Source organism: Stutzerimonas chloritidismutans, from assembly GCF_020783375.1.
GTDB lineage: Bacteria > Pseudomonadota > Gammaproteobacteria > Pseudomonadales > Pseudomonadaceae > Stutzerimonas > Stutzerimonas kunmingensis.
In genome coordinates this window covers 648,887-662,400 of record NZ_CP086067.1, presented here as the reverse complement: position 1 = coordinate 662,400, position 13,514 = coordinate 648,887, and the positions used below count along the sequence as shown (strand labels likewise).

General features: G+C 62.8%; 11 protein-coding genes and 2 tRNA genes. 2 read left to right on the top strand and 11 right to left on the bottom strand.

Annotated features, from left to right (window positions below; all coding sequences use genetic code 11):
• Positions 1-107: 107 nt before the first annotated feature.
• Positions 108-194: transfer RNA gene (locus tag LLJ08_RS03005), tRNA-Leu, on the top strand.
• Positions 195-309: 115 nt separating this feature from the next.
• Positions 310-396 (top strand) — tRNA-Leu (locus LLJ08_RS03000).
• A 139-nt stretch (positions 397-535) separates the two neighbouring features.
• On the opposite strand, the gene LLJ08_RS02995 is transcribed toward LLJ08_RS03000, so the two are convergent.
• From LLJ08_RS02995 to LLJ08_RS02945, 11 genes are all read right to left on the bottom strand, one after another.
• On the bottom strand, positions 536-1,831 hold the full coding sequence (locus LLJ08_RS02995) for an adenylosuccinate synthase (RefSeq protein WP_023447185.1): 1,296 nt from the start codon (positions 1,829-1,831) through the stop codon (positions 536-538).
• An 87-nt stretch (positions 1,832-1,918) separates the two neighbouring features.
• Positions 1,919-3,106: an ATP phosphoribosyltransferase regulatory subunit gene (locus LLJ08_RS02990; RefSeq protein WP_042928100.1), complete on the bottom strand. Its 1,188-nt coding sequence runs from the start codon at positions 3,104-3,106 to the stop codon at positions 1,919-1,921.
• A 280-nt stretch (positions 3,107-3,386) separates the two neighbouring features.
• Positions 3,387-4,253 (bottom strand): protease modulator HflC, encoded by an 867-nt coding sequence (gene hflC / locus LLJ08_RS02985; protein WP_003298550.1) that lies wholly within the window; start codon positions 4,251-4,253, stop codon positions 3,387-3,389.
• Complete coding sequence (hflK, locus tag LLJ08_RS02980; RefSeq protein ID WP_014819046.1) at positions 4,253-5,434, bottom strand: FtsH protease activity modulator HflK; 1,182 nt, start codon at positions 5,432-5,434, stop codon at positions 4,253-4,255. The genes hflC and hflK overlap by 1 nt, the downstream gene beginning before the upstream one ends.
• 98 nt (positions 5,435-5,532) lie before the next feature.
• Positions 5,533-6,834 carry a ribosome rescue GTPase HflX gene (gene hflX, locus LLJ08_RS02975; RefSeq protein ID WP_023443674.1) on the bottom strand — a complete coding sequence of 434 codons (1,302 nt, stop codon included), beginning with the start codon at positions 6,832-6,834 and terminating at the stop codon, positions 5,533-5,535.
• An 11-nt stretch (positions 6,835-6,845) separates the two neighbouring features.
• Positions 6,846-7,100 carry an RNA chaperone Hfq gene (gene hfq, locus LLJ08_RS02970; RefSeq protein WP_003298547.1) on the bottom strand — a complete coding sequence of 85 codons (255 nt, stop codon included), beginning with the start codon at positions 7,098-7,100 and terminating at the stop codon, positions 6,846-6,848.
• Positions 7,101-7,193: 93 nt separating this feature from the next.
• Positions 7,194-8,165 (bottom strand): tRNA (adenosine(37)-N6)-dimethylallyltransferase MiaA, encoded by a 972-nt coding sequence (gene miaA / locus LLJ08_RS02965; RefSeq protein ID WP_041015959.1) that lies wholly within the window; start codon positions 8,163-8,165, stop codon positions 7,194-7,196.
• 79 nt (positions 8,166-8,244) lie between these two features.
• Positions 8,245-10,122, bottom strand: a complete 1,878-nt coding sequence (gene mutL, locus LLJ08_RS02960) for a DNA mismatch repair endonuclease MutL (RefSeq protein ID WP_228208178.1) — start codon at positions 10,120-10,122, stop codon at positions 8,245-8,247.
• Positions 10,119-11,555 carry an N-acetylmuramoyl-L-alanine amidase gene (locus LLJ08_RS02955; protein ID WP_179485651.1) on the bottom strand — a complete coding sequence of 479 codons (1,437 nt, stop codon included), beginning with the start codon at positions 11,553-11,555 and terminating at the stop codon, positions 10,119-10,121. The genes mutL and LLJ08_RS02955 overlap by 4 nt, the downstream gene beginning before the upstream one ends.
• Positions 11,552-12,022 carry a tRNA (adenosine(37)-N6)-threonylcarbamoyltransferase complex ATPase subunit type 1 TsaE gene (tsaE, locus tag LLJ08_RS02950; RefSeq protein ID WP_014819041.1) on the bottom strand — a complete coding sequence of 157 codons (471 nt, stop codon included), beginning with the start codon at positions 12,020-12,022 and terminating at the stop codon, positions 11,552-11,554. Before tsaE ends, LLJ08_RS02955 begins: the two co-directional genes overlap by 4 nt.
• Positions 12,010-13,500: an NAD(P)H-hydrate dehydratase gene (locus LLJ08_RS02945; protein ID WP_228208177.1), complete on the bottom strand. Its 1,491-nt coding sequence runs from the start codon at positions 13,498-13,500 to the stop codon at positions 12,010-12,012. The genes tsaE and LLJ08_RS02945 overlap by 13 nt, the downstream gene beginning before the upstream one ends.
• Positions 13,501-13,514: the final 14 nt, after the last annotated feature.

The following is a 13,514-nucleotide window of genomic DNA, read 5'->3' as shown; positions in this document are numbered from 1 at the left end:
TTTCACCATCAGGGGTTTACAAGGCCAAACCTCAGCCGTATAGTTCGCGCCCACAATGTCTGGCAGACGTTGTAACACGGAAACGGCTTAGTATCATCGTTTCTAGTGCCCAGGTGGCGGAATTGGTAGACGCACTAGGTTCAGGTCCTAGCGGTGGCAACACCGTGGAAGTTCGAGTCTTCTCCTGGGCACCACTTATTCAAATGAAGCCCGCTGCGACATGGCGAGTCTCATGCAAGACGAAGAAGCCGACTTCGACCGATCTGATCGGTGAAATGGCAAAAAGTCGGTGAGCGATCATCGCAATGTGCCCAGGTGGCGGAATTGGTAGACGCACTAGGTTCAGGTCCTAGCGGTGGCAACACCGTGGAAGTTCGAGTCTTCTCCTGGGCACCACTCTTCAAGAAAAAACCGAGCCTCTGGCTCGGTTTTTTCGTTTCGGCGAGCAACTGATTGAACTACCCCTTCCGATAGCCGGCCACGCCAGACAAAAGAAGACCGCCCGAAGGCGGTCTTTTTGTACCTGCAGCCTAGATCAGGCGTAAGGGTGGCGCAGCACAATGGTTTCGTTGCGATCCGGGCCGGTGGAGATGATATCCACCGGCGCCTCGACCAGCTCCTCGAGACGCTTGATGTACGCGCGCGCATTCGCGGGCAGCTCATCAAGGGTCTTCGCACCAACAGTCGACTCGCTCCAGCCCGGCATCTCTTCGTATACCGGCTGCAGGCCGTCATAGCTGTCCGCATCGGTCGGCGCGTCAACCAGAACATCGCCGTTACGATCCTTGTAACCGACACATATGCGGATGGTTTCCAGACCATCAAGCACGTCGAGCTTGGTCAGGCAGATGCCGGATATACTGTTGATCTCGATGGCACGACGCAGGATCACTGCATCGAACCAGCCACAGCGCCGCGCACGACCGGTAGTGGAACCGAACTCGTGACCGCGCTCGGCCAGGCGAGCACCGATATCATCGAACAGCTCGGTCGGGAACGGACCGGAACCCACGCGCGTGGTGTATGCCTTGGTGATACCGAGAATGTAATCCAGATACAGCGGACCGAAGCCCGAACCGGTGGCAGTGCCGCCGGCAGTGGTGCTGGAGCTGGTGACGTAGGGATAGGTGCCATGGTCGATGTCCAGCAGCGAGCCCTGCGCGCCCTCGAACATGATGCAGGCGCCCTGCTTGCGCAGCTCGTGCAGGCGGGCGGTGACATCGGTGATCAACGGCTTGAGGATTTCCGCGTAGCCGAGCGCCTCATCTAGGGTCTTCTGGAAATCAACCGGCTCGACCTTGTAGAAGTTCTGTAGCACGAAGTTGTGGTATTCCAGCAGCTCGCGCAGCTTGACCGCGAAGCGCTCCGGGTTGAACAGGTCAGCAATGCGCAGGCCGCGACGTGCAACCTTGTCCTCGTAAGCCGGGCCAATGCCACGACCCGTCGTGCCGATCTTGCCTTCCGAGCGCGAAGCCTCACGCGCCTGATCCAGCGCCACGTGGTACGGCAGGATCAGCGTGCAGGACGGACTGATGCGCAGGCGCTCGCGTACCGGCACGCCCTTTTCTTCCAGCTTGGTGATCTCACGCAGCAGCGCATCGGGAGCGACCACCACGCCGTTGCCGATCAGACACTGCACATTGTCACGCAGGATGCCGGACGGAATCAGGTGCAGCACGGTCTTCTCACCGTCGATGACCAGGGTATGTCCGGCATTGTGGCCGCCCTGGTAACGCACGACCGCAGCCGCCTGATCGGTCAGCAGATCGACGATCTTGCCCTTGCCCTCATCACCCCACTGGGTGCCCAGGACCACGACGTTCTTACCCATAACCCTCTGTCCTCTTCGGCGAAGCATGCCGGTCGCAACCGGCGATAATCGAAACCAGGCCAGCGCCGCAGCGCGGCGCCACAACCATCAGGACGCCAGCGAAGCCACCGTCCAGACACCATCCTTCAATTGCAATTGCCGGTCGCAGCCGAGCTGCGCAGCATCGGCTCGCGACTGCCCATCAAGGGCTTGCACCACGCGCTCACCCTGACGCCGCAGCTGACGGACCGCATCCCACAGACCCGGTTCGCCGTCTTGCGGCGCCCAAACGCCCGACACAGGCGCGGAAAGATCAGCACTGCCCAGACTGACCAGCGTCTTCAGGTCGGTGGAGAAACCCGTCGCCGGGCGTGCGCGACCGAAGTCGGCACCAATGTCGTCATAACGACCACCCTGCGCGATCGACTGACCGACGCCGGGTACGAACACCGCGAACACCACTCCAGTATGGTAGTGATAGCCACGCAACTCGCCCAAATCGAAATACAGCGGCACATCCGGATAACGCGCCGCCAGCTGATCGGCAATGGCCGTCAGCGTTTCCAGCGCGGCCCGCACCTCGGCGGGCGCAGCCGCCAGCGCCATACGCGCCTGATCGAGCACTTCCCGTCCGCCGCACAGCCGCGCCAGCGCGCGCAGCATGCCGGTCAATGCAGGATCGAGCGCAGCAGTCTGCTCGGCAATCTCGTCCATCGCCTTGCGCTGCAGCGCATCGAACAACCGCTGCTCGGCTTCGCCGCTCAGCCCGGCAGCCTTGGCCAGACCGCGATAGATGCCCACATGCCCGAGATCCATATGCACATCCGGCACCTCGGCAAGCTCGAGCATTTCCAGCATCAGACTGATGACCTCGATATCACTGGCAGCAGACGCATCACCATACAGCTCAGCCCCCAACTGGATAGGGCTGCGCGAGGTGGAAAGCGCCTGCGGCTTGGCATGCAACACACTACCGGCATAGCACAGGCGACTGGGACCTTCGCGACGCAGGGTATGCGCGTCGACCCGGGCCACTTGTGGCGTGATATCAGCCCGCAGCCCCATCTGGCGACCGGAAAGCGGGTCGATGACCTTGAACGTACGCAGATCCAGATCCTGCCCGGAACCGGTGAGCAACGACTCGAGAAACTCCACGTGCGGGGTGATGACCAGCTCGTAGCCCCAGCACTGGAACAGGTCCAGCACGCGCCGACGCGCCGTTTCGATACGCGCCGCCTCCGGCGGCAGCACCTCTTCGATGCCATCTGGCAAAAGCCAGCGGTCTACCGTTGCCATTCGCGAAATCACCTCTCGTTCCGGTAAGCCCAGACGAAAACCGCGGCAGCAGCCTTAGCCGGCCTTCGGTCGCGTGCAGTTGTATTCGAACCATGGCATCCGAGCCATGCCCTGTGAAGGGATCGGCATGACCGCTGCATGCCTGGGATAGCCTGCGACCTCAAGGGCACAGACGCAAAAAAGCCGGGATTTTCCCGGCTGGCGGATCATAGCAATCTTTTCTCTAACGGTCACCCGACGGCACGGCCGTGCCGCCGGGGAACCTTCATCTCGCCATCAACTAGTTGCTCTTTTCCAGATAACGGAAGAAATCGCTCTTCGGATCGAGCACCAACACGTCTTCCTTGCTGGAGAAGCTCTCGCGATAAGCCTGCAGACTGCGATGGAAGGCATAGAACTCCTGATCCTGACCATACGCCGCGGCATAGATGGCAGCAGCCTGAGCATCGCCATCACCGCGCAGCTCCTCAGCCTCGCGGAACGCCTCGGCCAGCAGGACACGGCGCTGACGATCGGCGTCGGCACGGATACCTTCGGCTAGCTCTTTACCTTTGGCGCGATGCTCACGAGCCTCACGCTCACGCTCAGAGCTCATCCGCTCGAACACGCTGCGATTGACTTCCCGCGGCAGATCAATGCCCTTGACGCGCACATCGACCACTTCGATGCCCAGCTCCTGTTGAGCGGCGCGGTTCAGGCTGGTTGTGACCTGAGCCATCAGCTCGTCACGCTGACCGGACACGGACTCGTGCAACGTGCGCTTACCGAACTGGTCACGCAACGCCGCCTCCAGACGGCGAGCCAGGCGCTCATCGGCAATCTGCTTCATCCCCGAGGTCGCGGTGTAGAAGCGCTCGGCATCATCCACACGCCACTTGGCGTAGGAGTCGACCATCAGCGCTTTCTTTTCCAGGGTCAGGAAACGGGAAGTCGTGGTATCCAGTGTCAGCAGTCGCGCATCGAATTTGCGCACCGAGTTCACGTACGGAATCTTCATGTGCAGGCCAGGCTTCACATCAGGCTCGACGATGCGGCCGAAGCGCAGCAGGACTGCACGCTCGGTCTGCGAGACGATGTAGAAGCTGTTCCACAGAACGATTGCCGCCACAACGCCCACGATCAGGGCGGTAAGGGATTTATTGCTCATCAGCGGCTCTCCCTCGTACGAACTTCACGCGGATCCAGCTCCGGCGGCAGACGGGTGCCCTGGGTAGCCGCGCCCGACGCAACCCCGGCCGGAGCCGGCGTGCTCGCACCACGACTGTTGATCATCTTGTCCAGCGGCAGATAGAGCAGGTTCTGCCCGCTGTCACCACTCACCATGACCTTGCTGGTATTGCTCATGACTTCCTGCATGGTTTCCAGATACAGGCGCTCGCGCGTCACTTCCGGCGCCTTGCGATATTCGGCGACCAGCTTGCTGAAGCGATCCGCCTCACCCTGAGCGCGGGAAATCACCGCGTCGCGGTAACCACTGGCTTCTTCCAGCATGCGCTGGGCCTGACCGCGGGCTTCGGGAATCACGCCATTGGCGTACGACTCAGCCTGGTTCTTCTCACGCTGCTCGTCTTCACGCGCGCGAATCACGTCATCGAACGCTTCCTGCACCTCACGCGGCGCAGCTGCGCTCTGCAGGTTGACCTGGGTGACGACGATGCCTGTGGCGTAATTGTCGAGGAAACGCTGCAAGCGCTCCTTGACCTCGCCAGCCATCACTTCACGACCTTCAGTCAGCACCTGATCCATGGCGGTCGAACCCACCACATGCCGCACGGCGCTGTCGGTCGCATGCTGCAGGCTTACTTCAGGCTGATCGACATTGAGCACGAACGCCTGAAGATTGCTGATCTTGTACTGAACGGTGAGCGGCACCTCGATGATGTTCTCATCCTCGGTGAGCATCTGCCCCTGCTTGCTGTAAGAACGCTCGCGGGTGACGTTTTCCTGGAACTTGCGATCGATCGGCGGGAAGTAGATGTTCAGGCCCGGCCCGACCGTCTCGTGATACTTGCCGAAGCGCAGCACGACGGCCTGCTCCTGCTCGTCGACGATATAGATCGCATTGAACAGCCAGACGGCCAGCAGCACGACCAGGGCAATCCAAACCAGACCGAAGCCGCCGCGCTTGCCGCTGCCACCGAAATTGCTGCCGCCGCCACGCTTCTTGCCACCGAACATGCCGTTCAGGCTGTCCTGCAGCTTGCGGAAAGCCTCATCGAGATCCGGCGGGCCTTTCTGGTCGCCACCGCCACCACCGCGACGGCCACCGCCACCACTGCCCCAGGGATCCTGGTTGTTCGAGTTGCCACCCGGCTCATTCCAAGCCATAGCGCTCTCCATTCAAATAAAGCTAAAGGCGCGCCCACGGCGCGCCCACCAATGCTACAGAAAGCCCCGAACTACCGGCAAAATTGCCACTAGAGGCTTTATTGCAAAGTGTGTTGCTCGATGAACTCATCCACCCGCAACCCTTCGCGACTGATCAAGCGATTCAATTCGATTCTTGGCAAGCGAACTTCCAGCAGGCTGCCACCCTCGTCATCATGCGTTTCCCGCTGCACCGCGCTGAGCTCGAAGAACTGCGCCCGCAGCCGCCCGAGCCGCTGTGGCAGGCGCAGCGTCCCGACAAACAGATCGTTGCCCAGCAGCTCGGCAATGGCCTGGCGCACCAGATCCAGCCCCAATCCATCACGAGCGGACACCCAGACACGCTGCGGCTTGCCATCGGCGTCGCGCTGAATCTGCGGCTCAATGCCCTCCATCAGGTCAACCTTGTTGTAGACCTCGAGCATCGGCAACTCGTTGGCGCCGATCTCACCGAGCACCGCCAGCACCTGCTCGATCTGCTGATCGCGCTCTGGCTCGTGCGCATCGATGACATGCAAGAGAAGATCGGCGTTGCTGGACTCTTCCAGCGTAGCCCTGAAGGACTCCACCAACTTGTGTGGCAGATGACGGATGAAACCCACGGTGTCGGCCAGCACCACCGGCCCGACATCATCCAGCTCAAGCCGCCGCAACGTCGGATCGAGCGTGGCGAACAGCTGATTGGCCGCGTACACATCCGACTCGGTCAGCGCATTAAACAAGGTGGATTTGCCGGCGTTGGTATAACCAACCAGCGACACGGAGGGTATATCGGCACGACGACGCCCGCGACGGGCCTGCTCGCGCTGACCGCGGACCTTTTCCAGACGCTGCTTGATTTGCCGGATGCGCACACGCAGCAAGCGGCGGTCGGTTTCCAGCTGGGTTTCACCTGGGCCACGCAGACCGATACCGCCCTTCTGTCGCTCAAGGTGAGTCCAGCCGCGAACCAGGCGCGTACTCATGTGCTCAAGCTGGGCCAGTTCGACCTGTAGCTTGCCTTCATGGGTGCGTGCGCGCTGGGCGAAGATATCCAGAATCAGACCGGTGCGATCCAGCACGCGACATTCGAGCGCTCGCTCGAGGTTGCGCTCCTGGCTAGGCGTCAGGGTGTGATTGAAGATCACCAACTCGGCCTCGCCATCCTTGACGAGGTCATGCAGCTCCTCGACCTTGCCACTGCCGATCAGGAACTTGGCGGACGGCTGATGCCGGGCGACATTGACGAAGCCAACCGCCTCGGCGCCTGCCGAGCGCGCCAGCTCCTGGAATTCCTGAGGGTCCTCGCGCGCCGCGGGGTCCTGGCCGTCCAGGTGCACCAGGATAGCCCGCTCACCACCACCGGGACGTTCGAAGAACAAAGAAACCTACCTCAGTCGTTGCTCGACTCGGATTGCTCGGCATCACCAGCGGTCGGCAGGCGCACAGGGCGGCCCGGAACCACAGTGGAGATGGCGTGCTTGTAGACCATCTGGCTGACGGTGTTTTTCAGAAGAATGACGAACTGGTCGAAGGATTCGATCTGGCCTTGCAGCTTGATGCCGTTGACCAGATAGATGGAAACCGGGACGCGTTCCTTACGCAGTGTGTTGAGGTAAGGGTCTTGTAGCGAATGCCCTTTTGACATGTGCCGCACTCCTTAGAGGATCTGTTTTCATTAGTGTTCTAAAAGTACAACCGACGATCCACTTGTCTGAGAATAGACGGTCAATTCGCAGTGTCAGCTCAATATGGAGAGCGATTGCAGGTATTTCAATGCGCGCGGCAGATTGTCGCGGGACAAACTGTCCAGCCAGTGCATCTCCCCCCAGCTTCGCAACCAGGTGAACTGCCGTTTGGCCAGTTGCCGGGTTGCGATGATGCCGCGCTCCACCATTTCCTCTCGGGTCGATGATCCGTCCAGATATTCCCAGACCTGACGATAACCAACCGCTCGAATCGACGGCATGCCAAGGTGCAGATCACCCCGATTCCTCAGGGCTTCGACCTCTTCGACAAAGCCCTGTTCAACCATGTGCAGGAAACGTCTCTCGATGCGTTCATGCAAGATGTGGCGTTGTGCGGGGGCGATGCACAGTTGCGCGACAGTATAAGGCAAGACTCCTGAGCCTGGAGCGTCTGCGACGGCTTTTTGCGACCTTTGTCGGGCGCGGTGCTCGCTCATGGTCAAGCCGCTGACGCGATATACCTCTAGCGCGCGTACCAGCCGCTGCGGATCGTTAGGATGAATGCGCGCTGCCGACTCCGGATCCACCTGGGCCAACTGATCGTGCAGCACCTGCAACCCTTGCGTCGCAGCCAGCGCCTCGAGCTCGGCACGTAGCAACGGGTCAGCTGCCGGCATATCGGCGAGTCCTTCCTGCAACGCCTTGAAATACAACATGGTGCCGCCAACCAGCAGAGGAATTCGGCCAGCCGCGCTGATCTCGGCCATGGCCGCCAGGGCATCTGCGCTGAACTCTGCAGCCGAGTAGCTCTCGGCCGGGTCGAGGATGTCCACCAGACGATGGGGAAACTCGGCCAACACCTCAGCCGACGGCTTTGCCGTGCCGATATCCATGCCGCGATAGACCAGCGCCGAATCGACACTGATCAGCTCGCAGGGCAGCAAGCGCGCCAGTTCCAACGCAAGATCGGTCTTGCCCGACGCAGTGGGGCCCATGAGGAAGATGGCAGGAGGGAGAGCGGACATCAGGAAGCTCGACGGTCTTGGCCGCATAGTTTCCGGCGGCAGGCGGTCGGCTGCAAGCACGGCTCGCCGCCAAGGCTGCTCAGCGACCGCGCAGGAACAGCTTGTCCAGTTCGTCCATGCCGAGCTGCGTCCAGGTCGGACGCCCGTGATTGCACTGCCCGCTGCGCTCGGTATGTTCCATATCGCGCAGCAAGGCGTTCATCTCGGGCACCGTCAGCCGCCGGTTGGCGCGCACTGCGCCATGACACGCCATGGTCGCCAGCAGCTCGTTCAGATGGGCCTGAATACGGTCACTGGTGCCGTACTCAAGCAGATCGGCCAACACGTCGCGGACCAGCCGGGTCGCTTCGGCCTGCTTGAGCAGCGACGGGATCTGTCGAATAGCCAAGGTTTCCGGCCCCAGTCGTTGCAGCTCGAAACCCAGCATCTGAAACCATTGCCCGTGCTCTTCGGCGCAGTCGGCTTCACGCTGACTCAGCGCAATCGACTCAGGCACCAGCAATGGTTGCCCGCGCAAGCCTTCGCTGGCCATGGCGGTTTTCAGTCGCTCATAGGTGATGCGTTCGTGAGCGGCGTGCATGTCAACCAACACCATGCCCTGGGCATTTTCGGCGAGGATGTAGACGCCCTTGAGCTGCGCAAGCGCATACCCCAGCGGCGGCACGTCATCCTGACTCGCCGGCAGTGCCGCGGGACCGCTTTCGGGCAACGGCGTGAAGAACTCGCGATAAGCACCCTGAGTTTCGGCGGTATAGCCGGCCGAAGCTGGCCGTGGCGCGTGATAACCGGCCCCTGCGCCGCGCCAGGACGACGTATCACCCTGGGGCCGCTCAAGCACGCTGGCCGCCAGACTCATTTCGTTCTGCCCGGCGAACTCGCCAGCGGCCAGTCCGGAAACCTGCGTCATCGGAGTGACGCTGGCCGGTGCCGCGAGCTGATCTTCCGGCCGCACATCCCCCAGCGCGCGATGCAGCGTTCCGTAAAGGAAGTCATGCACCATGCGGCTGTCGCGGAAGCGCACTTCATGCTTGGTCGGGTGCACGTTGACGTCCACCACCGCCGGGTCGACATCGAGGAACAGCACGAATGTCGGGTGCCGGCCGTTGAACAGCACATCGCGATAGGCCTGGCGTACCGCATGGGCCACCAGCTTGTCGCGAACCATGCGCCCGTTGACGTAGAAATACTGCAGGTCCGCCTGACTGCGCGAGAAGGTCGGCAGCCCGACCCAGCCCCACAGTCGCAAGCCGTTACGCTCGATCTCGATGGGCAGCGCCTGCTCGAGGAACGCCGGCCCGCATACCGAAGCGACACGACGCGCGCGCGCCGCATCGTCTTCGGCCTGGTGCAGCGCCAGCACGACCTTGCCGTTGTGGCGCAGATGGAAGGCCACGTCGAAACGCGCCAGCGCCAGGCGCTTGATGACTTCCTGAAGGTGATCGAATTCGGTCTTCTCGGTGCGCAGAAACTTGCGTCGCGCCGGCGTATTGAAGAACAGATCGCGCACCTCCACCGAGGTGCCCACTGGATGCGCCGCGGGCTGCACCCGCGCTTCCATTTCACGCCCCTCGGTCTCCACCTGCCAGGCCTCGCTGGCATCGGCAGTGCGTGAAGTCATGGTCAGACGCGAGACGGAACTGATCGAAGCCAGCGCTTCGCCCCGAAAACCCAGACTCATGACCCGTTCAAGGTCTTCCAGATCACGAATCTTGCTGGTGGCGTGACGCGCCAAGGCCAGCGGCAGATCGTCCGGCGGAATGCCGCAGCCGTCGTCGCGCACTCGCAGCAGCTTGACCCCGCCCTGCTCAATGTCCACATCGATGCGTCGCGCGCCCGAATCCAGACTATTTTCCAGCAGCTCCTTGATCACCGAGGCCGGGCGCTCCACCACCTCGCCGGCGGCAATCTGGTTCGCCAGCCGCGGACTTAGCAGCTGGATGCGCGGCACCTCGCTCATGGCTGCGAGGCCAGCGTGGTAGCGGGAATGTTCAGCGTCTGGCCGATCTTGATCACGTCATTGCGCAGATTGTTGGCGCTGCGCAGGGAAGTCAGGCTTACCTGATAGCGCTGGGCGAGCAATGCCAGGCTCTCGCCGGAACGTACGATGTGCTCGCGCGGCGCACTGGCGATCTTGCCGGAATCCCGCAACCAGGCCACATAGGTTCCAGGCGGCGGATTCTCATGAAAGAACTGCCTTACGCCACTGTGGATCGAGCGCGCCAGCGACTGCTGGTGGCTCGCCGTCTGCAGCTTCTTGGCCTCGGACGGGTTCGAGATGAAGCCGGTCTCCACCAGAATCGACGGGATATCCGGCGACTTCAGCACCATGAAGCCCGCCTGCTCGACTCGCCGCTTGTGCAGCGGGGTGATGCGCCCCATGTTGCTCAATACTTTCTGCCCGACATTCAGGCTCGATGACAACGAGGCGGTCATCGACAGATCCAGCAGCACACCTGCAAGCATCTGGTCCTTGTCGCCGAGACTGACGTTGCCGGCACCGCCAATCAGGTCGGAACGGTTCTCGCTGTCGGCCAGCCAGCGCGCGGTCTCCGAGGTGGCACCGCGGTCGGACAGGGCGAACACCGAGGCACCGTAGGCCGCCGAACGCGGCGCGGCATCGGCATGGATCGAGACGAACAGGTCGGCGCCCTTCTTGCGCGCGATCTCGGTGCGTTTGCGCAGCGGGATGAAGTAGTCGCCCGTGCGCACCAGCTCGGCTCGAAAACCCTTGTCGGCGTTGATCTGTCGTTGCAGTTCCTTGGAAATCTGCAGTACCACGTGTTTCTCGTAGATCTTGCCGGGTCCAATCGCGCCGGGGTCTTCGCCACCATGACCGGCGTCGATGGCGATCACGATGTCGCGCTTACTGCTCGCCGTAGCCGGCAGCTTCACCGCCGGCAGGGTCGGGGAAACCGGCGCGGCGGGTGTCGCCGGAGTGGCGGTGGCTGGCGGCTGGGTCGCGGCGCGAGCGGCTGTCGCCTGATCGAAGAGGTCGACCACCAGGCGATGACCGTATTGCTGATTGGGCGCCAGACTGAAGCTCTTCGGCGCTACCGGCGCATGCAGATCGACGACCACGCGAAGTGTGTCGGCATCGTGCTGGCCGGCGCGCAGAGAGGCGACCGGCGTGTTCTTCAACGGCAGCTTGTCGAGCTCGGCCTTGAGCGTCGCGCCGGTCACGTCGATGACCAGCCGATCGGGCGCGGTAAGGGTAAATATCTTGTGTTCGACCGGGCCGGATAGATCGAACACCAGGCGGGTGTTGTCCGGCGCACGCCACAGACGCACGCTCTGCACATCGCTGGCGGCATGAAGGTCGGTTGCCATCAGCAACAGCACCAATCCACCAATCAGGGTGCGAATGCGCGTACCCAAACCCATGTTATTCATAGCTCTCCGTCGGTCAGGGCGACACACCAGGCTTCACCCCGCGCGGTGTGGGGCGACAGGCGCAGCGTACGGCCGGCCTCATGCGGTGCAATGGTAATGTCCATGTCGGCCTTTGGCAAAATGCCGGCCCCGCGCTCCGGCCATTCGATCAGGCACAGCGCATTGCCTTCGAAATAGTCGCGGATGCCGAGGAACTCCAGTTCTTCGGGATCGACCAGACGATACAGGTCGAAGTGGTAAACCTGCACATCGCCCAACTCGTAGGGTTCGACCAATGTGAAGGTCGGACTCTTGACCTTGCCCGCATGACCGAAGCCGCGAATCAGGCCGCGCGACAACGTGGTCTTGCCCGCACCCAGGTCGCCATGCAGATAGATGACGCCACGACCGCCGGTCGCCTGAGCGATGCGTGCGCCCAGCGCGAGCATGGCAGCCTCGTCTGCGGCATACAGATTCACTTCCGGCATGGCGACTGCTCCTCGAGCAACTGACGAATCACGGGAATCAGATCGCTGGCGGCGAGTCCGCGCCCCTGCTCACCCAAGCGCTCGCCAGCGGAGGCGTGTAACCACGCCCCCAGGCAGGCCGCGTCGAATGGCGTCAGGTCTTGCGCCAGCAACGCACCGATCACGCCGGCCAACACGTCGCCCAAACCGGCACTGGCCATCGCCGGATGGCCGCGATCACACAGCGCCAGCCGACCATCCGCGGCGGCGATCAGCGTACCGGCGCCTTTGAGCAGTGCCACGCAGGCGTAGCGATGGGCCAGCGCACGCGCCGCAGCGGGGCGATCAGCCTGGATTTCAGCTACCGAGCACTGCAGCAGCCGCGCAGCCTCGCCCGGGTGCGGGGTGATCACGCTCGCCGCCGGCAATTCGATGCCGCCAGCCGCCAGCAGGTTCAGCGCATCGGCGTCCCACACCTGCGGCAACTCATGTTGCGCCGCCAGCGACAGCAGGCTGCGTCCCCAGGGCGCCTGTCCCAGGCCCGGGCCGACTACCAGCACATCGGCGCGCTCGACCAGCGCGGTCAGGCTATAGGTCGACTCGACGCCACTGCACATGATTTCCGGGCGTCGTACCAGCGAAGCGGTGACATGTTCCGGACGAGTCGCCAGCGTCACCATGCCCGCGCCGCAGCGCAACGCCGCCTCGGCGCTGAGCAGCGCGGCGCCGCCGGTCCCCAGATCGCCGCCAATGACCAGCACCTGACCGAAGCTGCCCTTGTGCGCCACCGGCGAGCGCGGCGCGACAGGCACCAACGTTGACTGATCCAGGCGTACAGCGTCGCCTGCGACCTGACTGACGATCTGCGGATCGGCCTGCAGATCATCGAATACCAACGTACCGACGCGATCCGGGCCGTCCGCGGTGAACAGCCCGAGCTTGAGCCCGATGAAGGTCACACTGAGATCGGCACGCACCGCGTGACCCAGCACCCGCCCGCTGTTGGCGCAGAGCCCGGACGGCAGATCGATGGCCAGCACCGGTAGCGCACTGGCATTGATCGCCTCGATCGCTGCGACATATGGCTCGCGCACATCACCGGCAATGCCGGTGCCCAGTAGCGCATCCACCAGCACGCCCTGCAACATCGCCTCGGCATGCCAGGGCTCGACGACCACACCGCTCGCCCGTGCCTCGGCCAGGGCCTGCGCGGCATCGCCCTGCAAAGCTTGCGGATCGCCCACCGCCAGCACCCGCACCTGCCAGCCGGAGCGCTGCGCCAGCGCCGCGACCAGATAGCCATCGCCGGCGTTATTGCCACGTCCGGCCAATACGGTAACCGCCCCGGCATCCGGCCAGCGCCGACGCAGCGCACGCCATGCGGCATGAGCGGCACGCTGCATCAATTCGAAACCGGGATTGCCGGCGGCAATCAGGCGCGCATCGAGTTCGCGCACCTGGGCAGCGGTATACAGAGCGACGGGCAGGGAATCGGTCATCGGAGCAGGGATCA